Source organism: Blastopirellula sp. SH421, from assembly GCF_057808535.1.
Genome location: NZ_CM173712.1, coordinates 1,897,388 through 1,921,870, shown reverse-complemented (window position 1 = coordinate 1,921,870; position 24,483 = coordinate 1,897,388). Strand labels below are relative to the sequence as shown.

Sequence of the window (24,483 nt, the reverse complement as noted above, 5' to 3'; positions counted from 1 at the left end):
CGTTGTTTTGGCGCGGAGAAAAACGTCGCGCTGGTCGCTGGACAATCCAAACACCAGTTGCTTACTGGCTCATTTTGAGAATTTCGTTATCAATTTGACAACAAACCAGTAGACTTTCTTTCTTTGGCACAATCGAATTTCTCCTAACCTGTTTCCTATTAGGGACTTGCAGCCTACTGCCAGACTTATGGCACGCTGCTTGCGTTATGTAACTCAGCAGCATCCGCCGACAGTCAACTGAGAGCGATGCTGATTGAGACAAATACGCAAGCCAGCAAATCCGCGTTGTGTCGCGGAAGTTGGCTTGAAATTTCCCCCTAGTCGGAGATCAGAACGATGAAACGCTTACTCTTCACCCTGGCAATCACTGCTGCTGTCGCGTTGTCGTGGGGCGCTTCGTCCGCGATGGCCGGTGGTCCTCACCGCGGTCACGATCATCATGGACACCATGGACACCACGGCCATGTTGGTCATTACCATGGCGGTGGTCACGGCTACCATGGAGGGCGAGGCAACTACGGACGATACTCCCGCGGCTACTCAAGTCGCGCCGTCATTGTGGCACGTCCCGGATATTACTCGCCGTTTTATCCTGGCCCGTATGGAGCCTCCTACTATGGTCGCAGCTACTACGGCGGTGGGGGCGGCGGAGTTTATCTGAACGGTCGCAACTTCTCGCTGGGCGTTGGCTTTTAAGCAAACGCTACGAAACTTTCTGTACGACGCCTCGACCCTTACCAGTCGAGGCGTTTTTCGTGCGTCTCTCTCCTTGAGCCGCCCCGACTGGGCGCCTACATTAGCGATTTCCTCTTTAGTGGTATGGTGTGAACCGCAGACCTATGCTGCATCTTCAATCGACAAGCTCCGAGCGCTGGCTGGCCGATGTCACCGCAAATCTCGACCTGATACTGATCGACCACGCCCACTGCGAAAAGAAGGCGGCCGGCGTCGCGATGAATATGATCTTCGCCTATGTCGAGAACGAAGAGTTGTGCCGGGCCATGACCGAGATCGTCAACGAAGAACTAGAGCACTTTCATCTGGTGCTAGAACTGCTCCATGAGCGGCAAGTCCGTTTCTGCCGCATCAAGCCAAGCAAATATGGAGAGCAATTGCACGCGCTGGTCCGGAAAAACGAGCCAGAGCGTGCGGTCGACCGCTTGCTCGTCGCCGGCCTAATCGAAGCTCGCAGCTGCGAACGCTTCGGAATATTGCGAGACCGCTTGACCGACCAGCGTCTGGCCAATTTTTACGATCAGCTGTTTGAATCAGAAGCGCGACACCATTCGGCGTATGTTCGTCTGGCCAAGCATTATGCCGATGAGCAGACCGTAATGCGGCGCCTAGACGAACTGGCCGCCGCGGAAGCGGAGATTATCGCCGTGGGGGACGAGAATCCCCGCATGCATAGCTAGGCGTTACTCGGTTGCCGTCGCCGTAAATCGTGTTAGACTGGCGTTTTACGCACCCAAAACTTGTGACGAAGATTTATGGAAAACGTCTCTCTCGGCGGCGCTTCAATTGGTTTGCCCCACCCAGTCTTGGCAGGCAACGAAACCGAAATCGATGCGCTTCGCGAAACCGGCACGTACTTCTTCCAACGTGGTTGGTCGGTTGGAACCAGCAGCAACTATAGCGTCGTGCTGCAACACGATCCGCTACAACTGTTACTAACCGCCAGCGGCATGGACAAAGGCCGTCTGACGCGGGCTGATTTTGTCCGGGTTAATGACCAAGGGCATCAAGTCGGCATCGACAGCGCCCCGACGACCGACCAACCCAAGTCATCCGCCGAAACGTTGTTGCATGTTGTCGCCGCCCAGCAACCTGGAGTGGGCGCGATTTTGCATACGCACTCGATCTGGGGTACCTTGCTGTCGGATTACTTCTTCGACGAAGGAGGATTCACGATCGAAGGTTACGAGATGCTCAAAGGTCTCTCCGGCGTCAAAACGCATGAGCACGCCGAATGGGTTCCGGTCTTCGACAACACGCAAGATATCCCGGTTTTGGCCGAGCAAGTCGCCGCTCGCTTGAGCGACCAATCGCAACCGCCGATTCATGGCTATTTGATCCGCCGTCATGGGCTGTACACCTGGGGCGCGGATGTCGCCGAGGCCCGTCGTCATATCGAGATCTACGAGTTTCTCTTTGAAACCTTGGTCCGTCGCATGCTGCTGTGTGGCGAACTTCGCAGCGCCGCTTCGGCCGTTTAACCCGTCAACTTATCAGCGATATTCGGAGAGAGTTCCCCCCATGGCTAGCATAACGATTCACGACGAAAACCGTCGCATCACCGAGACCGATGCGATTCGCGAATACTTGGCGCCGCACGGCATTTGGTACGAAAAGTGGGAAGTCGCAGGCCGGATTGGCGTAGATGCAACCAACGAAGAAATCTTGACCGCCTATGCCCCAGAGATTGAACGCCTGAAAGCGGCCGGCGGGTATGTCACGGCGGACGTGATCAACGTCAATCCTGAGACGCCCAACTTGGCCGTGCTGCTGGCCAAGTTCGACAAAGAACATACGCACAGCGAAGATGAAGTGCGCTTCACCGTCAAAGGGCAAGGAGTCTTTCACATCAATCCGCCGCAAGGTCCGGTCTTCTCGGTGCTGGTCGAATCAGGCGACCTGATCAACGTGCCGGCCAACATGAAGCACTGGTTCACCTTATGTGACGAACAAACGATCCGCTGCATCCGATTGTTTGAAGACGCCACCGGCTGGACTCCGCATTACATGGAGCAAGGCGTCCACGAGAATTACTCGCCGCTCTGCTGGGGCCCTGACTACATCGCGAAGGCGGACGATCTGGATCCAGTGGTGAAACCGTGATCAAGTTTTCTGGCCGCGGCTTGCTGTTGGATATCGAAGGGACGACCGCGAGCGTCGCGTTCGTGTACGACGTGATGTTTCCGTTTGTGCGCCGCGAATTAGACGCCTACTTGCAGTCTGCCTGGGAGTCTCCGGAGCTGGAACTGGTGCTGCGTTACATCGCCCAGGACGCCGGGTACGATACGTTCGCCGATTGGACGCAAGCCGACGCCAGCGAAGCGGCCAAGCAACAACGGGTCAGCGCCGAGATGCAGCGTCTGATGGACAGCGACGTCAAAGCGACCGGGCTCAAGCAGTTGCAAGGCTTGATCTGGAAGTCTGGATTCGACTCTGGCGAGTTGGTCGCCGCCGTGTTTGACGACGTCCCCCCTGCCCTGGTTCGCTGGAACGCAGCAGGCAAAGATGTGCGAATCTATTCTTCCGGCAGCATCGCCGCTCAGAAGATGTTTTTCGGACATACTAATCACGGCGATTTGCTCTCATTGTTTCGAGGTCATTACGACACCACGACCGGTCCCAAGAAAGCCGCAGACAGCTATCGCGTGATCGCTACCAACTACGGCTGTGACGCCGGCGAGATCTTGTTTCTCAGCGATATCGTCGGCGAGTTAGATGCTGCGCGCGAAGCTGGCATGCAAACTGGACTGTGCTATCGCATCGGCAATTCGCCGGTCGAGAATGCCAACGGACATCCCGGCATTGAATCGTTTGACCAGGTTTCCATCGGCTAGCACCAATGTCTTCTGACGCGGATTTCCTGATCCGCATGATCGTCTCTTGTCGTGCAGCGCTGCCTACCTATCATTGCAGCCGGAATCACTTTGGTGATGCTTTGACTCTCAATGATGAGGTGAACTCGTTCCGCGGCTGAAGGTCAGCCGCCGCTGCAGGGAATTGCAGCCAAGCATTCCGCCCAACGCACGGTAGCACAACGCTTTCCGCAGGAGGCAAGAATGTTGGCGAATTTTTCGTTCCGCTCGATCTCACTCAGCATGTTCATCATGCTGGCGACGCTGTCTACGGCGACGCTAGCCAAAGCAGGCCCGGTCAATTTTGACGTAGGCTATCGGATTGCTTGTCGCGATGTCACGCCTGACAACTATGTCGGCGATGAACGTCTGATCGAAGCAAAGTTTGTCGTTTCGTCCCTGGTCGCTTATGAGGCCGAGAACGACTTGCTGCAGTTTGTAATTCGCATCGAGAGCAACGATCCGCGGATTACGGTTGTTGATTATGCGCCGCGCACGACTGTCGAAAATACGTTAACCGGCGGCATGCAAATTGAACGTACCAAAGCAACCGATGCGACTCTTGGCGCCAATCTCAATGGCAAATACGACGGCCTTATCAGCGGCAACATAAGTGGCGGAGCCAGTCGCAAAGATTCGACCACGACCAAGTACGAGCTTCGTTCGCCAATCGAACTGATCGCCGCTAGCGGAACGATACATCGCGGCGCTGGGGTTTACTTCAAACTGAAGCCAGCGCGACAGACGACGCTAGAAGGCGCCAAAGAATTCAGTTGCATTTTCCGCGCTCCGCATGACTGGAATCGCGGTCTGGCGAGCGTCCTCTGCGAAGCTCTGGGAGAGGAGTCGTCCAGCTTGTCGCCGCTGGAAAGTCGCCGCACCTTTGCGCGACAAGCGTTCCGGGTCGCCCTGTACCTGGATATTGACGCTGACGCCAAGCGCGTCGCCGAAAACTATGTCGCCTGCGAACGCTCTCTGCGAGCCGCAACTTATCAATATCGAGATTCGATTGAGAAGGCTGCCCGCAATTCTCCGGTCGATCAATTGGTCTCGCTGGTAAAGCATGGTCGCACTAGCAGCGGTCCCAAGTTAGACCCCAGCGATCTGACGCGCTGGCCTGCCGATGACCTCTATCGTCTTCCGCAACCAGTGCAGGCAGCCGCGGCCGATTTTCGCGCCGCCGAAAGTCGGATGCGTCAACGGACAGATCGATTCATCTCGGGCAATTGAAGCCGCAACCATGTAGAAGGCGCGTCTCGTTACGCGTCTTCGAGTCCTAGATATTCGGTCGGCACATTTTTAAAGACTTCTTCCATGCTGGTCACCCCTTGGGCGACCTTCAGCAAAGCAGCGCGGCGAAAGTCAAGCATCCCATGTCGAATTGCGATCGCTTCCAACTCATGCGCCGGCAAGCGATTAGAAATCGCCCGGCGCGTTTCGCTGTTAACTTCCATTAACTCAAAGATCGCCGTGCGCCCCATGTAACCTTCGTTGGGAGCGGACGGATCGGGGCCGTAAAAGACTTCGCCTTCGCCGGGCTCCAGCATCTCTTGCACATCGCCAAAGCTAGTCGCAGCGCCATTCGCGCCCAGTTCGTAGGGAATGCGTGACTTGGTATCGAGCACGCGGACGAGGCGCTGCGATACAACACCGCGTAAACCGCTCGCCAGGAAGTGAGGGTTAATGTCAAACGACAGCATGCTTTGCACCGCAGCGGCGGCAACCGGAGCATGCAACGTCGCGAAGACCAAGTGGCCGCTATTCGCAGCACGCACCGCCGTTACCGCTGTCTCTTGATCCCGAATTTCACCGACCATTATGACGTCAGGCTGCTGACGAATGACGCTCCGCAATAGTTCTGAAAAATCGAGGCCGATCTTGGGATGAACTTGCGACTGCCGGATGCCGGCCAAAGAAAACTCGACCGGATCTTCTAAGGTATTAATTTTGCGTTTGCCGTCATTCAAGTATTGAAGACAAGCGTAAAGCGTCGTCGTCTTGCCAGAGCCGGTCGGTCCGGTCACCAAGATTAGGCCAGAATTTCCTTGGATCATCGCCATGATTCCCTGGCGATCATGACGGCCCAGTCCCAGTTGATTGATTGAAAGTAGATTGGAGTTACGATCGAGCAGGCGGATCGTTAGGTCTTCGCCATACAACGTGGGCAACAAGTTGAGGCGCAGATCGAGCTTGCGTCCCTGATCGTCAAAGATCCAACGTCCATCCTGCGGACGACGGCGCTCGGCGATATCCATGCTGCTCATCGCCTTCAAGTAGCTAATCCAAGTACGCGCTTGTTCTGTAGGGACTTCACGGATCATTTTCATCCGTCCCCACTGCCGAACCGCGATTTGCGTAACGCCATCACCGGCCAAGACAAACAAGTCGCTCGCCTGAAGCTGCGCGGCTTGATGGATCAGCAGCTTGACCGCAATATCCGGCTCGATCGCGTTTAAATCAATTTTGCTGAACTCCGGTGCAAGCGGATCAGTCATGGTGCTCTCCTTGGGCCAACCGCATGGCTGCTTCACGGGAACCGACGATATGAAAGAGCGTATCTAACCGCATCAGCTTGAACACATTTGCGACCATTTGCGGCATGTTGAACAGAATCAACTTTCCATTCGCCTCGTTGAATCGCTTATTGCAAGCCAGCAGCCAACCAACGCCGCTCGAATCAATCAGGTCGCTCTCGCGCAGGTTCAGCAAGACCACCCGCTGATATGCCTGATGGCCAATCATTGCTGAAAGAGGTTCCGATTCGCGCATCGATCCATCCGGTGAAATTTGTCCCGACACAGATATCTCGACGATCTGTCCGTCATTCTCAACAATGTGCAATTCCATAGCTTTGCTCGGTGTCGATCGTGCCCGAAGGGTTGTTGGTAATCGTTGCCTAGGCAGAGACAACAAATATCGCGGGGAAGTCGACATTTTTAATCAAACGTGCGACAAATCATTCCTCCTTCGACAAGCAACGTCGTGCCTGTTATATATGCTCCTGCTTCGCTCGCCAAAAGTAAAGCGGGACCAACTAGGTCTTTTGTCTCTCCCCACCGCAAAACAGCCGTGCGCTGAGCGAACCGCTGTTTTTGCTCGTCATTCAGCAGGCTCATCGGCAGATCGGTCGCGATCGGTCCCGGCGCTAGACAATTGACGGTGATTCCATGGGGCCCAAGTTCTAGCGCGTGCGCACGAGTCATTGCGCTTAGCGCGCCCTTGGAGCCTGAATAGTTACCCCGGCCGGGATTGGAAGTCACGGCCAAAACGCTCGACAGATGAATGATTCTGCCCCAGCCATTTTCGATCATTCCCGGCGCCAATTTGCGTGCTAGCCGCATGCAACTGGTGAAGTTAATCTCTAAGACGCGATCCCAGCTTTCGTCAGTTGTTTCGACTAGCAACTGTGGCTGATTGGTCCCGGCGTTGTTAAACAAAATGTCGACCCGGCCAAACTCTCCCAATATCCAATCGGCCATCTCGTCGACCGCCGCACGATCGGCCATATCACAAATCCGCCATACCACGCGAGCCGAGAGTCCGTCGCCGATCTCATGAGCGGCTGCTTCTAGCTCTGCAGGATTACGAGCCGTAATACAGACGTTTGCGCCAGCTTCCGCCAAGCCGCGCGCGATCGCTTTACCGATACCTTTGCTGCCGCCGGTGACCAGTGCGGTTCGCCCGGCAAGATCAAATAGCGCAGAGAGCGTCATGAGGAGGACCTCGCGAGGGAATGGGAATGAGGTACCCCGTTTGTAACACGAGCCTGTTTCTGAAGAAACAGGCTCCTAAATTTGCTCTGGTTTTTGGGGGCGCATCACCCTTTTGGCGTATTCGCCGGTGCAGAGAACATTTGTCACGCATGGCCGAGAAGCAAATCTGATTTTTTGCTCATGTCGCACTGTTCCCTGCAGCACCACAGAAAGCGGTAATTGCACAAGGGAAGAGCAAACCTGGAGTGTACTGCGAAGGAAAAATCCAAAAGTCGCAAAACAGCAGATTTTCTGCGTCGGATGCGATGCGCATGCCAAGCACGACGCGGAACGTTGCCTGAAAAACAAAACCGACCGTGCAGAGACGGTCGGTTTGACAATTTCGCTTTCCCAACGATGGCCGGTCCAGTGGAGCGACCGCGCGTTAAGTTTTCACAGCGGGAAATTAGGCCTTGGCAGCTTTAGCGGCCTTTACGGCGGCGTTCAGGCGTGATTTTCCCCGAGCAGCGGCGTTGGCGTGAATGATGCCGGCAGCAGCAGATTTGTCGAGACGCTTGACGGCGGCTTTCAGTTCGGCGTCCATCACAGCGGCATCACCAGCGGTGATCGCAGCACGGACCTTACGGACCTGATTACGCAGGGCCGATTTGACCGCCTTATTGCGGATACGGCGAACTTCGTTTTGACGGAGGCGTTTCTTGGCGCTCTTGGTATTGGGCATAGATCCTGATTTCCCTGCGGGCGGCCTTATTTTCGTAGGTGAAGGAGGCCGCTATCTTACCGCGAACAATGTGTTCTCAATGCGAAGCTACTTATCTTGCAACATTTTCCGGACCTTGTCTAGCCTTGCTCCGGCGTCCCGGTAGCTGGGATCCAAATTTTTCAGCTCCTTCAAATAGGCTTTGGCGTCTGTCAGCTGATTTAGCCCCATCGCCAGCACTCCGGCCCGATAAAGCAATTGCTTGTGTCGGTCGGAACTCAAGGACTCTGTGTGACTTAGGGCCTGCCTAAAGCACTCCAAGGCCGGTTGGTACTTCTTTTTGGCCTGCAGGCACTCTCCTTTGCCCAAATTGGCGATCGCCAGCAAGTTTTCGTCCCCAGCGAGCACCCGATCAAAGACTTCGATCGCTTCCTCGAAGTTTCCCGCTCTTTTGAGCCGTAACCCGTACTCGTACAGCTGTTTTTTGTCGTCCGGATGCCGCTCCGCTCGCCGGAGGTAGATTTCGAGCTCGCTCCGGTTTAGTTCGTCCTTCAAATCATCCGCCAACTTACGACTTTCAGCGGTTTTTTCGATTTCGAACTGCTTTTCAGCCACTTCGTAACGATGCCGAGCCCTGCCGATGCGAATATCCTCGAGCTTGAGCACGATTTGTAGCGATTGCCCAATCGCAGACTGGGCCTTTTTCATCACCAGTTCGGCTTCATGATATTTGTTGTCCTGAAGCCACAGATCGGCCAACTTCAGGTAGTTCTCAATTTTCTCGGGATTACCCAAGATTGCCCGATCAAGAATCTGCTTTTCATTCAGTTCGATCGTGACCTTCGGCTTCTCGGCCTTCACCTCTGGCTGGTTCGTCTGAGGACGAGGCCGTATTTTTTCGCCTGGCCGGAGATCAATTTTATTGGTGATCGTGGGCAAACCCTGACGGATCCGCTCTTTGTCGAGCGTCAATTGCGAAATCATCTTGTTCGCTTCATCATCGCCGTGAGTCTTTTCGTTGACAAAGTGCCAGACGGAGATTGCCTGATCAAATTGTCCGACTCGGCCCAGATAGCGTGCACAATGACGGCGAACTTCAAGATCATTGGGCGAGCCGGCGGTCGCGTTTCGCATAAACATCAGGCCGACTTCGTGGCAACGTAATTCGGCGCAAGCATCCACGAGGCCGATCAGCGCTGGCCCGTCCCAGGGGTTCGTTTTTAATGCGTCGACCCCTTGGCTGATTACTTCGGTCCAATTTTTAGCGGCGAGCGCCTTTTTAATCCCGCGACCTCCCCCGCCGCCAAATCCGGCAAACAGTCCAGATGGTTTTTTGCCATTGAATTTGCGTTCCAAATTCTCCAGCATTTTTTCGGCGTAAATTGCGTTGGCCGGATCTGCTTTCACGCACTCGCCCAGCAGACTATGCGCATAGTCAAAGTCGTACTTTGGCTGCTTCATCAGCCCGGTCGCATGCTCAAAGAGTGACTGCAAGCGCTTCCGCTTGGCCGGAGTAATCTCGTATGCCGCTGAATCGGCTGTTGCGCCTTGCCCGTCCACGTCGCTTATTGCCCATTACAGAAGAGAAACTGGTCTACCGCCCACGTAACCGCGACGAAAACTTATTCTAGCCGCGGCTGGGCGATCGTGCCAAGTTCTTGGCAAACAAGAAGTTGACGCCTTGTGAAAGTCGCGCTAAAGCGGTTCAATCGAGAGCACATCGCCACTTCAAGCCCCGTGAGATCGGAATGCCGAAAACACCTTCCCATTCCCCCGGTAAAGTTTCACTTGTCGGCGCAGGGCCAGGCGACGCCGGTCTGATCACTGTTCGCGGCGTCGAGCTGCTCGCCGCCGCCGATGTGGTGCTCTACGACTATCTCGCCAACCCTCTGCTATTGCGGCACGTCCGCAGCGAGACGCGCCTTCATTGCCTCGGGCGACATGGCCAGGGAAAGCTCTGGTCCCAGCAAGAGATCAATCAAGCAATGGTCGACGCGGCCCAAGCTGGCTTGCATGTGGTCCGTTTAAAAAGTGGCGATCCCACCGTCTTTGCTCGCGCGACTGACGAAATCAATGCGCTCAAGCAAAACAACATTCCGTTTGAAATTGTGCCTGGGGTCACCACCGCGCTCGCCGCCGGCGCTTGCGCCGGAGTTCCCGTAACCGACTCGCGCTTTGCTTCGGCAGTTGCGTTGGTCACCGGCAGAGAAAAACCTGGAAAGTCGGACGATGCGATCGACTTCGACGCGCTGGCCAAGTTCCCCGGCACGCTCGTGATGTACATGGGCGTGACTTCCGCGCCAGCCTGGTCGGCCGGACTGATTGCCGGAGGCAAGTCGGCCGAGACTCCCTGCGCGATCATCCGGCGTTGCAGTTGGCCTGACCAAGCGACGTTTCAATGTACGCTGGGCGAAATCGCCGACCATCTACACTCTGGATCGAAGATTCGCCCCCCGGTGATTGTGGTGGTTGGCGAAGTCGCACGCGAAGCGTCAGCCGACAACTGGTTTCAACAGCGTCCACTTTTCGGACAACGCATTTTAGTGACTCGGCCTGAACATCAAGCTGAAGATCTTGCACATACGCTGGCCGAACTCGGCGCGGACGTCTATTTGCAACCAGCGATTCAGATTTCGCCGCCGCATGATTGGTCGCCGATCGACGACGCGATCCGCAAGCTGCATGACTTTGAGTGGCTCGTCTTTTCTAGCGCCAACGGCGTCCGCTATTTCTTGGATCGGCTGTTTGCCCTAGGAGACGATCTACGCGCGATTGGGCATCTGCGCATTGCGGCGATCGGGTCTGGCACGGCGGATAAACTTGCCGAGTATCATCTCAACGCCGATGTGATCCCGGCCGAATATCGCGCCGAATCGCTGGTCGCGTCGCTTCAAGCCGCAGCGGCCGAGCAGCGTTTTCTACTGCCGCGCGCCAGTCGGGGGCGAGATGTTTTACCGCAGGGGCTTGCCGCGGCAGGCGGCGTTGTGACCGAGATTGTCGTTTATCAAAGTGATGATTGTACGACGCTTTCGCCTGAGATTAGGGAAGCCTGGGATGATCAGCCGATTGACTGGGTGATTGTCACTAGCAGCGCAATTGCCAGAGCGACGGTTCGCTTGTTGGGAGATCGAGCAGGGCAAACCAAGTTTGTCAGCATCAGCCCCATCACATCGGACGCGCTGCGAGAACAGGGAGTCGAACCAGCAGTGGAAGCGACCGTTTACACGATGGACGGAATCATCGCAGCGCTGCAACAGCACCTGGGGAAAAACTAATTGGGGCGCCAGGCTCGTAGAGCGACTACCGCTGATAGATCGGCAGGAATCCGTAGTCGAGTTGCATCATGATCAAGTTGCAGGCGGTGACGTAGATCGGCCCGACGGTCGAATCATCCCACGCCCCGTCGCTCCGCTGCTTGCGGACGATCTCTGAATAGAGCCGATCACGGAACGCTTCCCAAAACTCACGATCGCGAAAGCCTTCGCGATAGACGACCTGGGCGTAATACAGGTAGGTGTAGTGCCAGTGACTAAACGCTTGTTGCTGAGTTTGAATCTGATGAAGATTATCTTTGCAATAGGCGATCATCTTTTCGACGACATCGCCGCCGTACTCGCCGGCGTTCTGCAAGCAGCAGATCGAAGCGGCGGTGATCGCCGGCCGCGAGGTGCCGCGATTCTTCGAGCTGTACGAAATGCCGCCGTCTGGGTTTTGGCAGCCGTAGATGTATTGCTTGGCCCGTTCGACAACTTCGGACGGCACAATGATGCCGGCGTTGCGACAACCGCGCAGGCCTTGGACCTGGGTGATGGTGGTTGAGCCTTCGTCGAAATCGTTGCCATCCTTAGCGCTGACATAACCCCACCCGCCAGAGGTTGTTTGTGCGGCGACGGTGAACTCGACCGCTTTGGTCAGCGTGCTGATCAATTCTTCTCGTCGATCTTCATCTTCTTCTTCGCCGAGAACCTGCGACAGGAAAAGCATCGAGAAGCCGTGGCCGTAGGTATAACGATTATCGGTCAGCGGATCACCGATCAAACCGTTATCGCGGCGTTTGCTATAGATAAAGTCGGTAACGCGACGGATATTTTTGGCGTACGGTCCCTGGGTCGTCGTCGATCCTGACGCGATCAGCGCCGTCCCGGCCAACGCAGCCATCGCCGTGGGATAGGCTTGGCTGGCCCAATGTCCCATACGGGTCTGCGTTCGCGCGACCCAGTCCAGCCCTTTACGCGTTGAAGTTAGCCAATTGGTTCGCAGAACGTTGTTGTCATCAGCGGCAGTCAGCGACGAATTGCCTACGACTCCGGCAGCCAGAGGAAACCCGGCAGCCAGCAATCGAAGTGCGGTTCGGCGATTGAGATTTTCGATCATTCGGCATCCTTCCGGAAAGCGGCGGATCTTTCCTGTCCCTTATTGTGGCTCACTGGGCGGCTTACGGCTATCTAATTCCTTCGTCGCAGCAACCAGTCGGATAGTTCATTTCGACTCACAAGTCAGCAAGGTTTCGCTAGTCTCTCCAGCCGCTCTGATCCTCCTAGCAGGAGATTCAGACAAATCCCTCACCCGTAAAATCCGTGCGACCGATCCAGGGAACAGGTCTATTCTGCAATCTAGGACGGGAGAATCCTATGCGACTTGGGGGCATGTTAACCAACCGTCTGGTAATTACGATCGACCTGCATCTTTCGGCGCCCTCACTGCAATTGGCCCACCATCGGCGTCTGCACGATGTGGCTCGGCTGTTGCTGGATCATCTGGACTCCCATCAGCTGCCTGCGACATTTGGTCTGGCGCGTCCAGGTTATGGGCAGATTGCCAATTGGATCGCGAGCCATTCGCAGCATGAAACGGCTTTGCTGCTACAGCCTGCCAGAGACCTGCAACAATGGGGGGGGCAAGGGCTTGTCAATGAAGTTCGCCGTCTGGCGGGGCGCTCAATCAGCTCAGTGTTCGCCCAGGGCCCGCTGCATCAGGCTCAGTCGACCGCGCTGCGTGCGGCCGGCGTGTTTGCAATTCGCAGCAACGGGGGCGCGTTTCAGGGCGTGTCGCAACAGCATGGGCTGTCGGTCTTTGAACCGAATATTCAGGCGCCTTCGCAATTAGCGAGACTCACCCAATGGCTGCCGCATCGGTTTGATTTCGCCAAACCAGGCCCGGCCCAGATCATGCGGATTTGTGGCGAAACCGTCGCCAATTCAGGCGTTTGGGCGACCGATCAAGCAACTCGCGCGATTGATTTTGCCGCACGATTTCGAGATCAGGGGGGAAAGGTCGAAACCTTAGCAGATTGCGCGGGTCAGCTAGAGCAATTGGCGGTCAAAACCGCTTAAGTTGTCAGCATCTGCGATTATTTCAGCTCGCGAAACGTCGTAAATGCGAGAAAAGCGACGACGGCTGATCCCACGACGAAGGCAACATCCATCGTCGTGCTCACCCCTTTAAAGGGGACTCCTATCGCCAAGTCGAGCGCAAACACCAAGAATATGAGAATGGAAATGGCCATTCCCGTGATTGTTAGCGCTTTCGGCATGCAGCGACTCCTGTTTAGCACCTGCACAAACCTGGCGAAGTTTCCCCAGGTTTCCCAGACGGTGTAGTATAACTCGCTTCCTCTGGATGTCACCCTAAGCGCGGGAAAAGTCCTGAATCACAACAACTTGCGGTGCAGGAACCGGCATCATGGAGGAGGAGAAACGAGGATTATTGATGACAGCCGGGGGTTTTGCAACCGGCGAAGAGGTCCTTATAGTACGGCGTAACTATTTCTCTCGCAAGCTTTTGGAACATTATCCAGATGACCCAGCCCACCCCCAGGGATCGATTTCGTCAAGAGATGACCATTGCTGCCGAGTGGGCCTACTTTGATCACTCGTCCGTTTCCCCCCTCCCTCGGCGGACTGCTGCCTTGATAAAGCAGTTTGTCGACCAAGCCGCAGCCGGCGGAAATCTGCATTGGCCCGAATGGGCAGGCGCCGTCGAAAAGACTCGCGGTAAGATCGCCGCGTTAGTCAACGCGGATGTAGAGGAGATTGCTCTGCTCCCCAACACAACGCACGGGGTTTCGCTGGTCGCAGGCGGATATCCATGGAAATCAGGCGACAGCATCGTGGTTTTGAGCAACGAGTTTCCGGCCAATTTGTATGCTTGGATGCATCTAGAAAGCATCGGCGTCGAAGTTCGCCAAGTGGAAGTAACCGGCCCCGGTCCAACGCTGGATCAAATCGCCGCCAAGATCGATGCGACCACCAAAATCGTGGCCGTCAGTTGGGTCAGCTACTCAACGGGATATCGGCTCGATATCGCCAAACTGGCCGAACTGGTCCACAGCAAGGGAGCCCTGCTATTTGTCGACGTGATCCAAGGGTTGGGCGTTTTTCCGTTTGACGTCAAAGCGACCAACGTCGACTTTTTTGCATCTACCAGCCAAAAATGGCTACTCACTCCTGAAGGGGCGGGGATGTTTTACATCCGGCGCGAGCACTTAGACAAATTGCGCCCGCTGTTTGTCGGACCGACCAGCATGGTCAAGCCGTATGAATATGACCGGATCGAGCTAAACTTCAGCGATACCGCGCGTCGCTTTGAGGGGGGATCGAAAAACATGATCGGCTACATGGCGATGGGCAGCAGCCTAGGCTTATTGATGGAGTTGGGATCTGGCCCACAGCAGTCAACGGTGGGAGAGAACGTGCTGGAAATCGGTGACTTGGCTTGCGAGCGTTTACAGTCGATCGGCGCGTCGATTTACTCCGATCGTGACGGCGACAAGCGGTCAGGGATTATCTCGTTCGAGTTCCCTGGCCAAGATCCGCACGCACTACGAAAACGCTGCATCGAAGCCAAGGTAGCGCTCAGCGTACGAAGTGAGCGACTCCGAATTAGCCCGCATGGGTATACGAACGGCGACGATGTAGATCGGTTGATTGCGGCCTTGTCGTAGCCGCTGCCATACCCACAAATCCTGCAATTTCATATTTTTTTCCTAACCTGCGGCCTGCCCATATTCTGTGCACAATAACATGATATCGCGGGAATCTGCTCTCGAAATCATCACTAAGCCCCGCCGGTGAGGAAGGCTTTGCCCCCTCGTTTCCAACAAAGCCGATGCCGTTTTTGCCCAGATTTCTCGTCCGGTTGCTTAAAACCTCTGACTTCTGGCAATCAATGAAGTATTTGGAACGTTGATTGCTATTCTCCGGAACGTGAGCATGTCAGCTGGCATGCTGCAACGAATTCTTTATTCGTTCTCTCATATCCCTGACGTTCTGGAGATTCCCATGAGGTTTCAACACCTAGCTTCTGCAAAGAGGGCGCTTCGACAGGCGTTTACGCTGGTCGAATTGCTGGTGGTCATCGCAATTATTGGCGTTCTGATCGCGCTGCTATTGCCGGCAGTGCAACAAGCTCGCGAAGCGGCCCGACGCATGAGTTGCAGTAACAATCTGAAACAACTTGCGCTGGCGGTTCATATCTACCACGACATCAATCAAGCATTGCCGCCTGCCGGATTTGGTGAAAACAGCACTGCCGAAGGCTGGGGAAGAAAAGCATCCTGGTTTGTACGCGTCATGCCCGGTCTAGAGCTGACTTCGGCCTACGACAATGCCAACTTTATCAACTCTTCGTTTGATATGAGCGACGCGAGTTGGGCGGCGCCGGCGCGACATTGGCAAGCCGCTGCAACGTTACGTGCGCCGGTATTCAACTGCCCCTCTAGCCCACTTCCCAACGTGCGAAAGTACCCGACCAACGGCCCTACCCAAGCATTAGGCGCGCCGGCCGAAATTGAAGTTCAAATCAGCGATTACGCTTCCAACGGAGGCTGTGCATTTGTCGGCGGCACGACCACCACGTCTCATCCTCGCATGTTCTGGGACTACAGCGGCGTCAACTGCGACAACGGCGTCATTCCAATGATCTTGCGAGATTATCCGCCGCCCACGTATCCAGGTTCGATGGTCGGCTTTCAAGACATTACCGATGGACTCTCGAACACGGTCATGATTGGCGAACAATCCGATTTCCATGAAGGAAATCCTGACAACGAGAAAGACTCTCGCGCCTCGCATGTTCGTGGAGGACTTTGGTCGTGCAGCACCGGCACTTCCAGTAACACGATCTCTAACCATGTCGTGACTTACTTCCCCATCAACTACACCGGCTCTAGCTGGTGGTCTCAAGGAGGATGGTGGGGGAATAGTGCAACTTGGATCAACACCGCCTATCGTTCCGCCCATCCCGGCGGCGCTCAATTCGCTTTGTCCGACGGGTCGGTCCGTTTCATCACCGAGACTATCCGCTTCGAGAATTATACAGCGTACATGGACCGCCAAGATGGCAACGTCGTCAGCGAATAGCGATCGCATCGCCGCCGCCCAGTTATATAAAGTGCACGCGACGCCCCAGAGCGATTTGGGCCGTCGCCAAGATTCCACTTCTTCATCTCGAAGTAGACATGCCATGCAATATTTCGTCTCCACAAGACAGATCGCTTACCTACTGGCGATCGCCGCCTTACCGACAATTGCCGGCTGCTTTGGCCCAGCGGGCCCAGAGATGGCCGCGGTCTCAGGCGTCGTCCTGCAGGCAGGGGAACCTGTCCCCAATGCAGAAGTCACGTTCTATCCCAACATGGAAGGCCGTCCTTCCAGCGGTTCAACCGACGAAGCTGGACGCTTTCATTTGGTCTATACCCAATCAATCGACGGCGCGCTGGTAGGATTCCACAAGGTATCCATCAGTGCCGGGATGCCGACTCCGCCCGCAGAAAAAGGAGAGAGCAATCAAGCTTCCCGAGCACCAATCAGACGGACAACCACTTTACGCGTACCAAGAAACGTCACTTGGCCTGATCCAGTAGAGGTCGTAGCGGGCCAAAATGAAATCACGTTCGACCTGACAGAGGCCGTCAAATAAGTAGCGAGTCTCACTGCGAAAGCGAAACGACAAGATTGAACCTACGCCCAATCAATCTTTTCGGCCGCAAAAATCGGCCCTTCGACGCAGGTCCGTTTGTAGTCCCAACTGCCGTCGTCTTGGCGAACCTTGGCGACGCAAGTAAAGCAGATACCGATGCCGCAGGCCATCGGCGTTTCTAGCGATACCCAGCACGGTACATTACGCTGAGCGGCGATCGCGGCAACCGATTCCATCATTCGCTCGGGTCCGCAGCATGCGATCTGCACGCCGGTGGTTGACTCGTCCAAGGCGGCGTTCAGCAGATCGGTCACCAAGCCGTGGCGCCCGGCTGATCCGTCATCGGTGCTGATTTTGACATCGACCCCACAGGCGCGAAAGTCAGCGACGCCGGCGAGATATTCGGCTGAACGAGCCCCATAACACATTGTCACTTTGCCGGCCGAGACGCTCTGGCGTGCGGGGTTTCCGTATGCCTGACGACCGAGATACTCTTTGCCTAGCGCCACAAACGGCGTCTGGCCGATGCCGCCGGCAACCATGATCAAATGATCAACCTGTTGCCCCGGAAAACCGTTCCCCAGCGGGCCCCAGACTTCGAGTTGTTGTCCTGGCATGCAGCGAGCCAGTTTGCTGGTCAGCTTGCCGTGGACGAGATAAACGACATCGATCCCGATCGCGGCGCCGCTGTCGTCACGATAAACGTCGTACATCGCCAACGGTCGGCCGAGCAGCGGATCTTGCATGTCGGCCAGTCGCAGCATGACAAACTGCCCCGGCGTGATGCGAGCCGCCAAGTCGGGACAGGCAAAACGAACGCGATATGTATCACGCGCCAAGCGAACATTTTCGACCACTTCGACCGTTAATTGAACAGCCTGGTCAGCATAGTAGGGCGCGTGCAGCGGGTTGCAGTTCTCGTTCACTTCTTGCGCTTCGTCTTTTTCTTGGTGAAAGGCTTTTTCTTGTCATCAGGGTTTTTGACGAACTTGGTGCGCGTGCCGCCCCGTTTGCTTTTGCGACCGCCGCGTTCACTCTCGGCCGCTGCCTGACCAAAAGTCGACTTCTTCTTTTTCGGTGCGCCTTTCTTGGGGGCACCCTTTTTAGGTGCTCCCTTGAAGCCGGTTCCCTTTTTGACGAATTTCTTCTTCGGGGCGCCGCCGCTACGTGGCGCACTTTTCTTGCCTGATCCGCCGCTCTTTTCAGAAGACCAGCCTAGTTCCGAGATCGGTCGCCCTTCGTCATCGTCGTCGTCATCATGCGAGCCAAACGATTCAGAGAAACCTCGGCTCTTGCTGGGACGACCAGCCGGTTTGTCAAACGAACGGCTCTTCGCCGGGGGGCCTGACTGCTTGTCGAACGAGCGGGAACCAGAGTCGCCGCCGATGATCTTGCCAGAGCTTCGCTTGGGCGGCAAGTCGGACGACTTGGTATAGGACGAGCGGTCTTTTGGGCCTGAGCTTGTAGGTTTGCCCGCCGTTCGATTGCTCGATCCGGCGCCTGCCGATTTGGAATAGGAGGAGCGATCCTTGGAGCCTGCTCCGGTCGGTTTGCCCGACGTGCGGCCGCTCGATCCGGTTCCTTCTGACTTGGAGTAGGACGAACGATCTTTGGAGCCTGCTCCGGCTGGCTTGCCTGACGGTTTGCCTGGGGGGCGACTCTTGGCGCCGGTACCGGTCGAGCGAGAAGCTGGGCGTTCTTGCTCGTTCGACTCTGTCGACTTCGGAGCTTTTGGTTTTCGCGGTCTGCCGGCGCCTACGCCAAACGCGGCGTCACGCAGCGCCTTGGTCTCGGCACTTTTCAGTTCGCGGAACGCGCCTTCCGGCATTTCGCCCAACCGCAATGGTCCCATGGCGATTCGCTTCAGACGGAGCACCTTGTGGCCGATTTTCGCCATCAAACGGCGAATCTCGCGGTTTTTGCCTTCGTCCAGAATTACTTCCAGCGTCGTGCTTTGCTTGTTTTTGCGTTTGATCATCACGCTGACCGGCTGCACAAAGCCATCGGACAGGTGAACGCCGCGACGGACGAAATTGATCGATTCTTGCTCGGGATGGCCGGCTACTTCGACGCGATAGGTCTTTTCGATCTCGTAGCGGGGATGGGCCAAGCGGTTCGCTAATTCGCCATCGTTCGTGACGACGATCAGCCCTTCGCTGGCGCGATCAAGTCGCCCGATCGTGAACAGCCGGACATCTTGCGGCACCATGTCGATCACGCGGGTTCGCCCGGCGGGGTCAAAGTTGGTGCTGAGGACGCCTGGCGGCTTGTTTAGCATGTAATAGATGCGTTTGCCAAATTTCAGACGCTGCCCATCGACCAGGATCTCCTGATGCTCGGGGTCGACCTTCATGCCGAGCTCGGTCACAAATTTGCCGTCGACTTCGACGCGGCCTTCTTGGATCAGCGCTTCGCACTTGCGGCGGCTATCAATGCCGGCAAAAGCCAAGACCTTGTGCAGACGCTCGAGCCGCAGAGGGGCCGGATTGTCAGATTCAGCGGGATTTTCAGTCATGGCGGCTTCGGCGGCTTCGGCGAAAACCCCCATTTTATCCGTAAAGCCCCTCAACGCACAGGCGCCGCGGTGAACCGCGAAACGGATCGCTAGAATAGGCGCCGAATGAGGGGCAAGCTTCAGCCGCTTTTACGGCAGATAGCGAGAATTGGCCCCAAAGTTTGAGCCATCATTTTGGACTGCTTCGGCGACAGGGCGATCAAAGTCGCGTGGGCGCCCCCCCAGAACTTCGGGGCCGACATCATTATTGGTGTAGGGGTCATAGGCCATGGCTCGTCGCTGCTGTTGCTGCATCGTACCGGGGTCAAACAGCGGCGTATGCTGCAACGGCCAGCATCCGGCGCAGTGCGAAACCGCCAAAATCGTAGCTATAGCGATCATGTAGGGACGCAAACCAAGCATGCCGGGACTCCATCGTGAGATTAGGAGCCGGGAGTTTAGAAGCTTCCTCGCATCGAGGGAAGGCGAATTGATGCGCTGGCTGGCCCAATCTAGGGGAGGTAGATATCTAGCAACGTCGATGGGACGCTCGGTAGCAGCGTGACTGCAGTACTTGCGGCAGGCAGCAAAATCGTGTCTCCCTTCCTTAGGACCAGCGAGCCAGCCGCGTGCTGGAGAGTGACATCGCCGTCGAGGGCCGCCAAAATATGAAAGCGATCGTCACCTCCGCAGGTCTGAGATTCGGTTAAACAGAGCCGATCGAGCACAAATTTGTCACACTCCACCAGTCGTTCCACCCCCGGCGACACGCAAATTGGCGTCTGTAGCGGGACTGGACCAACGCTAAAATCGATCGTCTCCAGAGCTTGTTGAATATGGAGCGGTCGCGAGTTGCCGGAGGCGTCTGTCCGGTTCCAATCGAAGACGCGATAGGTGGTGTTGCTTGATTGCTGAATCTCGGCGACCAGTAACCCTTTGCCCAACGCGTGAACCGTCTGCGCCGGTATAAAGACGCAATCGCCGGCTTTGGGCTCAATGATATGCAGATGATCGAGCACCTGATTTTGCTCGATCGCACGTTGTAAAGTTGCTCGATCAACGTTTTCTTTCAAGCCGACAAACATTCGTGCCCCCGGCTCGGCGGCCATAATGATCCAGGCTTCAGTTTTGCCCAGATCGGGCGGATCTAACAACGCCGCTTGCGAATCGTCAGGATGCACCTGGATCGAAAGATCGGTATTGGCGTCGAGAAATTTGAAGAGCAGCGGAAATTGCTGGGAGGCTGAATGTCGCCCAAATAACTGATCGCCGTGCAACTGGACCAGTTCGGCCAATGTCTTGTGCTGCAAAGGTCCGTTGGCGACAACGCTTTGATCCTCGCTGTGGTCGACCACTTCCCAGCTTTCGGCAAAGACCCCCTCAGCGTCGATCGGCTTGCCCAGTTCGGTTCCTAGACGGCGACCGCCCCAGATATATTGTCGAAATTTCGGCTGAAAGCGGAGCGGGTAGTCGAGTTTCACGTAAAAAGTCCTAAGGACGACGGGTTTTAACGGTTAAATCGGTCGTGCGGAGGGTGGTTTCTATCGCTTGGTTGTCATTTTCGCAGGTCGATGTTAGCATAAAACTTGTGGTTCTTCCTCGCCCGCCCCTGAACCGTCAGGGCCTGAAGCCGCTGGAGACATTTGCCCAGCAGTATCTAACGGCGCCGAATCGCACCTATGGTCGATGACGCACTGGCGTTTTTGACCCTCTGCTGACGATCCACCCGCGCACACGATGACGGATCCCGTATCCGGAGATAACCCATGGCGAAGAAGATCAATGACGACCTGTTCGAAGGGTCCGCGATGACCTTTGGGGAGCACCTCGAAGAACTTCGCTCGGCACTCTTTAAGTCAATCATATGGCTGGCCGTCGGCTTGGCGCTGGGACTCTTTGTCGCCGAGCGCGTGATGAAAGCGATCCAAAGTCCAGTCCAAGACGCGCTGGTGCAATACAACCAGAAACGGACTTTGCTGCGACTGAAGACGCAATTGCGCGAAGAAACGGGGAGCGACACGATCACTCCAGAGCAGGAAGCGGATTTTGAAAAGCGGGCCATGGAAAACAAATGGTCGCCAGAAATCATTTACATCGAGCCGGCAGAGTTAAAGCGTGTTGTGGGACTCTCCAGCCAGCCTCCCTCCCCTGCCCCCATCGCAACGGAAACGCCTTCAGATGCGAAGTCTGATGAAACGGAAGCTGCCGACGTCGCAGTTATCGAACAAGCGATCGCGCCAGAAACGGAGCCGGTGAAGCTGGTCACCTGGAAACCGAACGAAACGTCGCTTACCGCGTTGAAGGTCGAAGAAGCATTTATGATCTGGCTCAAAGCGGGCCTGGTCTGCGGTGCGATCATCGCCAGCCCCGGCATTTTTTGGCATATCTGGGAATTTGTCGCAGCGGGACTCTACCCGCAAGAAAAGAAGTATGTCTGGATCTACCTGCCGTTTAGCTTGGGGCTGTTCTTTGGTGGCGCCGCGCTGGCTTACTTTTACGTCTTCGCCCCGGTGCTCGATTTCTTATTCAGTTTCAACTTGTCCCTCGGCATCGAACCCGATTTGCGGATCAGTGAATGGATGAGTTTCGCGATGTTGCTGCCGCTGGGCTTTGGAATTAGCTTTCAATTGCCGTTGGTCATGCTTTTGCTAAACCGGATCGGCTTGGTCGAGGTAAAGTCTTATACCGAGCATTGGCGGATCGCGATTTTGGTGATCTGCGTCCTCTCGGCGCTGCTGACTCCGGCCGATCCGCTCAGCATGTTATTGCTGGCGATTCCCCTTTGCTTCCTGTATTTTGGCGGAATCGGTCTTTGCCTGTGGATGCCCGGTCGGCGGGCCGCCATGGCGCCGCTGCGCTAAACTAGATGGAAGTAGGTATCCCATGTCGAAACGGTGGTTCACTCTGGGAATTTTGTGGTTTGTACTTGCAATCTTCCCAGCCGACGCTCGCCCTGCTGACCTATCGATCGCCATCGGAAAAACGTTTCAGGCGATCGACACGCTGGCCGACATTGACGAAAGCGACCCCGACGCACGAGCTTGCCTGGAAGGACTTTGCTGGCCCCGCAGTAACTTTACCGTGGAGGTCGAGTCGCCGCTCAAGGGACGCGGTGATGCGCTGATTCGGTTCCCTTCACCGCTGTCGACCGGCAGCGACAAAAATGACCGCGTCGCGATGCAGTGGTACGCCGCTCGAAACGAACAAGGCGCGGCGACCCCAGCACCGGCGATCATTGTGGTGCATGAGTCCGGCAGCGGCATGACTATTGGTCAACTGATGGCCAGAGGTTTACGAAATCAGGGGTTTCATACCTTTATGATTCAATTGCCGGGCTATGGACTGCGCAAAGAAGTTGGCCCCAAAGACGATGGCGCTATCTTTCTGCTGCGGATCAAACAAGCGATCGCCGACGTGCGCAGGGCCCGGGATGCTGTCGCCTCGCTGCCGTTGGTCAACGCGGATCAAATTGCCGTACAAGGTACAAGCTTAGGTGGATTTGTCGCGAGTGATGCGGCCGCGTTAGATTCGGGTTTTGACAGCGTCTTCTTGCTGCTCTCCGGCGGCGATCTCACCGATATCTTGCAACACGGCGAGCGCGAATCGGCTGAAGTGCGGAAGAAACTAGCAGCAGCCGGCTATTCGGCAGAGCAGATCCCGCAACTAGTCAGCCCCATCGAGCCGCTCCGCATCGCCCATCGCTTGAATCCGCAGCGAACGTGGCTTTATTCAGCAACCTACGACAATGTCGTGCCGCTGAAAAACGGGATCGCCTTGGCTGAAGCGGCCAAGCTTGCACCGGATCACCACATTCGGATGAGCGCCAATCATTACTCTGGCGTCATCTACATTCCGTATGTGCTGAACCACATTCGAGCAGGAATCGAAGCAGCGGCGGTCGCCGATTAGGCCGAAGGGATCTTCCTGCGTACATCGGCGATAATCTCTCGCGGGACGAACTTTGCTAGTTGATCATCACCGGCCAGGGGGGTGATCTGTTTGAGCAGCGAGCTAGAGACGTGGCTGTATTCTTCGTCGGCCATGAGAAAAACGGTCTCGATGCCGGGATCTAACTTGCGATTGGCCATCATCATGGTGAATTCGCCGGCGATGTCAGTCAACGGACGAATGCCGCGGATCATCGCCCGCGCGTTAACCGAGCGGACAAAATCGACCGCCAGGCTAGAGAAATGCAGCACTTCGATGTTCGGAACATGCTTGGTGACGCGGCGGACCAATTCGACCCGTTCTTCGGCGTTGAATAGCCCGACCTTTTGATCGTTGGTGCCGATCCCGATGATCAACCGATCCACGAGGCGACTACTCCGCTCGATCAAGTTCAAATGGCCTAGCGTCACCGGATCGAAAGAACCAGTATAGACGGCGACTTTGGGGTTTTTGTCAGACATCGGGGGGGATTCGCTGGGGCCAGCGATTAATACAAGGCACGAATTTCAGGCCGAGAAAAATAACGGTACGAAAAGACATAGTAACCGAATTGGATCAGCAAGATACCGACGCTCCACGCCAAACCAGCGAAAAATGCAGACTGCAATGCGACTTGGACCGCGCGAGAAGGTCTTACACTCAATTCTGAATCCTGTGGCATCGAATCGGCATAGATCGATGTCCCATATTTCGTGATGGATCGCAGGAGTTGAATGTCGACCGCTGTCACAGCGAATCCAACCACCGCCGCTGCGATCAGCACCCACCGCATCCAAAGATCTCCCTGCGGCGCCAATCGCAGTACGCTGATCGCTCCCCAAATCAGAGCAGCGGCGACGATAAAGCCCAGAGGAATGAGCCCCACCTGCCAGGCAAGATAGCTTCCTTGAGCGTCTAACATCCCTTGCATGCTCTCGCCCATATCTTCCAGCATCCCTTCGTCAAATGCCCCACGCGCTAGATAGGCGCTGATCAGTCCCGGCACCGACCACGCCAGCCATCCCAGTTTTAACGTCGCCAATACGATGGCGATCACCGCCAATGCGGTCGCCATACCGGGGACTCGCGGCAGTGGCGCGGATTGCACAGCAAAACGTTGTTCGACATTCGACACGCGGGTTG

General features: G+C 55.9%; 26 protein-coding genes. 13 read left to right on the top strand and 13 right to left on the bottom strand.

Going from position 1 to position 24,483, the window contains the following annotated elements; genetic code table 11:
• Positions 1-336: 336 nt before the first annotated feature.
• The 6 genes from SH421x_RS07940 to SH421x_RS07915 all read left to right on the top strand — a co-directional run bounded on the left by SH421x_RS07940 (position 337) and on the right by SH421x_RS07915 (position 4,817).
• Positions 337-696, top strand: coding sequence for a hypothetical protein (locus SH421x_RS07940; protein WP_488854883.1), 360 nt, complete (start codon positions 337-339; stop codon positions 694-696).
• A gap of 143 nt (positions 697-839) precedes the next feature.
• Entirely contained in the window at positions 840-1,415 is a 576-nt protein-coding gene (locus SH421x_RS07935; protein ID WP_488854882.1) for a tRNA-(ms[2]io[6]A)-hydroxylase, read from the top strand.
• 75 nt (positions 1,416-1,490) lie between these two features.
• Complete coding sequence (gene mtnB / locus SH421x_RS07930) at positions 1,491-2,216, top strand: methylthioribulose 1-phosphate dehydratase (RefSeq protein ID WP_488854881.1); 726 nt, start codon at positions 1,491-1,493, stop codon at positions 2,214-2,216.
• Between the two features lie 40 nt (positions 2,217-2,256).
• On the top strand, positions 2,257-2,838 hold the full coding sequence (locus tag SH421x_RS07925; RefSeq protein WP_488854880.1) for a 1,2-dihydroxy-3-keto-5-methylthiopentene dioxygenase: 582 nt from the start codon (positions 2,257-2,259) through the stop codon (positions 2,836-2,838).
• On the top strand, positions 2,835-3,569 hold the full coding sequence (mtnC, locus tag SH421x_RS07920) for an acireductone synthase (RefSeq protein WP_488854879.1): 735 nt from the start codon (positions 2,835-2,837) through the stop codon (positions 3,567-3,569). Before SH421x_RS07925 ends, mtnC begins: the two co-directional genes overlap by 4 nt.
• Before the next feature lie 222 nt (positions 3,570-3,791).
• Positions 3,792-4,817 carry a hypothetical protein gene (locus SH421x_RS07915; RefSeq protein WP_488854878.1) on the top strand — a complete coding sequence of 342 codons (1,026 nt, stop codon included), beginning with the start codon at positions 3,792-3,794 and terminating at the stop codon, positions 4,815-4,817.
• A 29-nt stretch (positions 4,818-4,846) separates the two neighbouring features.
• On the opposite strand, the gene SH421x_RS07910 is transcribed toward SH421x_RS07915, so the two are convergent.
• From SH421x_RS07910 to SH421x_RS07890, 5 genes are all read right to left on the bottom strand, one after another.
• Positions 4,847-6,082 carry a GspE/PulE family protein gene (locus SH421x_RS07910; protein ID WP_488854877.1) on the bottom strand — a complete coding sequence of 412 codons (1,236 nt, stop codon included), beginning with the start codon at positions 6,080-6,082 and terminating at the stop codon, positions 4,847-4,849.
• Positions 6,075-6,434: an STAS domain-containing protein gene (locus SH421x_RS07905; RefSeq protein ID WP_488854876.1), complete on the bottom strand. Its 360-nt coding sequence runs from the start codon at positions 6,432-6,434 to the stop codon at positions 6,075-6,077. The genes SH421x_RS07910 and SH421x_RS07905 overlap by 8 nt, the downstream gene beginning before the upstream one ends.
• Positions 6,435-6,523: 89 nt before the next feature.
• The gene (locus SH421x_RS07900; RefSeq protein ID WP_488854875.1) at positions 6,524-7,300 is read right to left on the bottom strand and encodes an SDR family NAD(P)-dependent oxidoreductase; all 777 of its coding nucleotides are present in this window, start codon (positions 7,298-7,300) and stop codon (positions 6,524-6,526) included.
• A gap of 445 nt (positions 7,301-7,745) precedes the next feature.
• A complete protein-coding gene (gene rpsT / locus SH421x_RS07895; protein ID WP_488854874.1) occupies positions 7,746-8,021 on the bottom strand; it encodes a 30S ribosomal protein S20 in 276 nt (91 codons plus the stop codon).
• An 87-nt stretch (positions 8,022-8,108) separates the two neighbouring features.
• Complete coding sequence (locus tag SH421x_RS07890; protein WP_488854873.1) at positions 8,109-9,494, bottom strand: hypothetical protein; 1,386 nt, start codon at positions 9,492-9,494, stop codon at positions 8,109-8,111.
• 254 nt (positions 9,495-9,748) lie between these two features.
• Between SH421x_RS07890 and cobA the strand changes: the two genes are divergently transcribed.
• Complete coding sequence (gene cobA / locus SH421x_RS07885; protein ID WP_488854872.1) at positions 9,749-11,275, top strand: uroporphyrinogen-III C-methyltransferase; 1,527 nt, start codon at positions 9,749-9,751, stop codon at positions 11,273-11,275.
• A 25-nt stretch (positions 11,276-11,300) separates the two neighbouring features.
• On the opposite strand, the gene SH421x_RS07880 is transcribed toward cobA, so the two are convergent.
• Positions 11,301-12,374 (bottom strand): prenyltransferase/squalene oxidase repeat-containing protein, encoded by a 1,074-nt coding sequence (locus SH421x_RS07880; RefSeq protein ID WP_488854871.1) that lies wholly within the window; start codon positions 12,372-12,374, stop codon positions 11,301-11,303.
• Positions 12,375-12,631: 257 nt separating this feature from the next.
• Here SH421x_RS07880 and SH421x_RS07875 point away from each other — a divergent pair, with 257 nt between their 5' ends.
• Positions 12,632-13,333, top strand: a complete 702-nt coding sequence (locus SH421x_RS07875; protein WP_488854870.1) for a hypothetical protein — start codon at positions 12,632-12,634, stop codon at positions 13,331-13,333.
• A 17-nt stretch (positions 13,334-13,350) separates the two neighbouring features.
• Here SH421x_RS07875 and SH421x_RS07870 read toward each other — a convergent pair whose 3' ends face one another.
• Positions 13,351-13,533: a hypothetical protein gene (locus tag SH421x_RS07870; protein ID WP_040351738.1), complete on the bottom strand. Its 183-nt coding sequence runs from the start codon at positions 13,531-13,533 to the stop codon at positions 13,351-13,353.
• Between the two features lie 264 nt (positions 13,534-13,797).
• Here SH421x_RS07870 and SH421x_RS07865 point away from each other — a divergent pair, with 264 nt between their 5' ends.
• The 3 genes from SH421x_RS07865 to SH421x_RS07855 all read left to right on the top strand — a co-directional run bounded on the left by SH421x_RS07865 (position 13,798) and on the right by SH421x_RS07855 (position 16,919).
• Positions 13,798-14,943, top strand: coding sequence for an aminotransferase class V-fold PLP-dependent enzyme (locus SH421x_RS07865; protein ID WP_488854869.1), 1,146 nt, complete (start codon positions 13,798-13,800; stop codon positions 14,941-14,943).
• Positions 14,944-15,211: 268 nt separating this feature from the next.
• Positions 15,212-16,360 carry a DUF1559 family PulG-like putative transporter gene (locus SH421x_RS07860; protein WP_488854868.1) on the top strand — a complete coding sequence of 383 codons (1,149 nt, stop codon included), beginning with the start codon at positions 15,212-15,214 and terminating at the stop codon, positions 16,358-16,360.
• Between the two features lie 103 nt (positions 16,361-16,463).
• A complete protein-coding gene (locus SH421x_RS07855; RefSeq protein WP_488854867.1) occupies positions 16,464-16,919 on the top strand; it encodes a transthyretin-like family protein in 456 nt (151 codons plus the stop codon).
• A gap of 41 nt (positions 16,920-16,960) precedes the next feature.
• On the opposite strand, the gene SH421x_RS07850 is transcribed toward SH421x_RS07855, so the two are convergent.
• The 4 genes from SH421x_RS07850 to SH421x_RS07835 all read right to left on the bottom strand — a co-directional run bounded on the left by SH421x_RS07850 (position 16,961) and on the right by SH421x_RS07835 (position 20,894).
• Positions 16,961-17,845 (bottom strand): dihydroorotate dehydrogenase electron transfer subunit, encoded by an 885-nt coding sequence (locus tag SH421x_RS07850; RefSeq protein ID WP_488854866.1) that lies wholly within the window; start codon positions 17,843-17,845, stop codon positions 16,961-16,963.
• Complete coding sequence (locus tag SH421x_RS07845; protein ID WP_488854865.1) at positions 17,842-19,434, bottom strand: pseudouridine synthase; 1,593 nt, start codon at positions 19,432-19,434, stop codon at positions 17,842-17,844. Before SH421x_RS07845 ends, SH421x_RS07850 begins: the two co-directional genes overlap by 4 nt.
• A gap of 129 nt (positions 19,435-19,563) precedes the next feature.
• Positions 19,564-19,836 (bottom strand): membrane or secreted protein, encoded by a 273-nt coding sequence (locus tag SH421x_RS07840; RefSeq protein ID WP_488854864.1) that lies wholly within the window; start codon positions 19,834-19,836, stop codon positions 19,564-19,566.
• An 89-nt stretch (positions 19,837-19,925) separates the two neighbouring features.
• Entirely contained in the window at positions 19,926-20,894 is a 969-nt protein-coding gene (locus tag SH421x_RS07835; protein ID WP_488854863.1) for a type I phosphomannose isomerase catalytic subunit, read from the bottom strand.
• Positions 20,895-21,179: 285 nt separating this feature from the next.
• Between SH421x_RS07835 and tatC the strand changes: the two genes are divergently transcribed.
• Positions 21,180-22,274: a twin-arginine translocase subunit TatC gene (gene tatC / locus SH421x_RS07830; RefSeq protein ID WP_488854862.1), complete on the top strand. Its 1,095-nt coding sequence runs from the start codon at positions 21,180-21,182 to the stop codon at positions 22,272-22,274.
• Positions 22,275-22,296: 22 nt separating this feature from the next.
• Positions 22,297-23,322, top strand: coding sequence for an alpha/beta hydrolase family protein (locus tag SH421x_RS07825; protein ID WP_488854861.1), 1,026 nt, complete (start codon positions 22,297-22,299; stop codon positions 23,320-23,322).
• On the opposite strand, the gene coaD is transcribed toward SH421x_RS07825, so the two are convergent.
• Positions 23,319-23,822, bottom strand: a complete 504-nt coding sequence (coaD, locus tag SH421x_RS07820; RefSeq protein WP_488854860.1) for a pantetheine-phosphate adenylyltransferase — start codon at positions 23,820-23,822, stop codon at positions 23,319-23,321. The genes SH421x_RS07825 and coaD overlap by 4 nt on opposite strands.
• 26 nt (positions 23,823-23,848) lie before the next feature.
• The gene (locus tag SH421x_RS07815) at positions 23,849-24,475 is read right to left on the bottom strand and encodes a hypothetical protein (RefSeq protein WP_488854859.1); all 627 of its coding nucleotides are present in this window, start codon (positions 24,473-24,475) and stop codon (positions 23,849-23,851) included.
• Positions 24,476-24,483 lie beyond the last annotated feature (8 nt).

Excerpts from the sequence above, each read along its gene's own strand:
- SH421x_RS07940 (WP_488854883.1), top strand. The coding sequence starts at position 337 with ATGAAACGCTTACTCTTCACCCTGGCAATCACTGCTGCTGTCGCGTTG.
- SH421x_RS07935 (WP_488854882.1), top strand. The coding sequence starts at position 840 with ATGCTGCATCTTCAATCGACAAGCTCCGAGCGCTGGCTGGCCGATGTC.
- mtnB (WP_488854881.1), top strand. The coding sequence starts at position 1,491 with ATGGAAAACGTCTCTCTCGGCGGCGCTTCAATTGGTTTGCCCCACCCA.
- SH421x_RS07925 (WP_488854880.1), top strand. The coding sequence starts at position 2,257 with ATGGCTAGCATAACGATTCACGACGAAAACCGTCGCATCACCGAGACC.
- SH421x_RS07915 (WP_488854878.1), top strand. The coding sequence starts at position 3,792 with ATGTTGGCGAATTTTTCGTTCCGCTCGATCTCACTCAGCATGTTCATC.
- SH421x_RS07910 (WP_488854877.1), bottom strand. The coding sequence starts at position 6,082 with ATGACTGATCCGCTTGCACCGGAGTTCAGCAAAATTGATTTAAACGCG.
- SH421x_RS07905 (WP_488854876.1), bottom strand. The coding sequence starts at position 6,434 with ATGGAATTGCACATTGTTGAGAATGACGGACAGATCGTCGAGATATCT.
- SH421x_RS07900 (WP_488854875.1), bottom strand. The coding sequence starts at position 7,300 with ATGACGCTCTCTGCGCTATTTGATCTTGCCGGGCGAACCGCACTGGTC.
- rpsT (WP_488854874.1), bottom strand. The coding sequence starts at position 8,021 with ATGCCCAATACCAAGAGCGCCAAGAAACGCCTCCGTCAAAACGAAGTT.
- cobA (WP_488854872.1), top strand. The coding sequence starts at position 9,749 with ATGCCGAAAACACCTTCCCATTCCCCCGGTAAAGTTTCACTTGTCGGC.
- SH421x_RS07880 (WP_488854871.1), bottom strand. The coding sequence starts at position 12,374 with ATGATCGAAAATCTCAATCGCCGAACCGCACTTCGATTGCTGGCTGCC.
- SH421x_RS07875 (WP_488854870.1), top strand. The coding sequence starts at position 12,632 with ATGCGACTTGGGGGCATGTTAACCAACCGTCTGGTAATTACGATCGAC.
- SH421x_RS07870 (WP_040351738.1), bottom strand. The coding sequence starts at position 13,533 with ATGCCGAAAGCGCTAACAATCACGGGAATGGCCATTTCCATTCTCATA.
- SH421x_RS07865 (WP_488854869.1), top strand. The coding sequence starts at position 13,798 with ATGACCCAGCCCACCCCCAGGGATCGATTTCGTCAAGAGATGACCATT.
- SH421x_RS07860 (WP_488854868.1), top strand. The coding sequence starts at position 15,212 with ATGTCAGCTGGCATGCTGCAACGAATTCTTTATTCGTTCTCTCATATC.
- SH421x_RS07855 (WP_488854867.1), top strand. The coding sequence starts at position 16,464 with ATGCAATATTTCGTCTCCACAAGACAGATCGCTTACCTACTGGCGATC.
- SH421x_RS07845 (WP_488854865.1), bottom strand. The coding sequence starts at position 19,434 with ATGACTGAAAATCCCGCTGAATCTGACAATCCGGCCCCTCTGCGGCTC.
- SH421x_RS07840 (WP_488854864.1), bottom strand. The coding sequence starts at position 19,836 with ATGCTTGGTTTGCGTCCCTACATGATCGCTATAGCTACGATTTTGGCG.
- tatC (WP_488854862.1), top strand. The coding sequence starts at position 21,180 with ATGGCGAAGAAGATCAATGACGACCTGTTCGAAGGGTCCGCGATGACC.
- SH421x_RS07825 (WP_488854861.1), top strand. The coding sequence starts at position 22,297 with ATGTCGAAACGGTGGTTCACTCTGGGAATTTTGTGGTTTGTACTTGCA.
- coaD (WP_488854860.1), bottom strand. The coding sequence starts at position 23,822 with ATGTCTGACAAAAACCCCAAAGTCGCCGTCTATACTGGTTCTTTCGAT.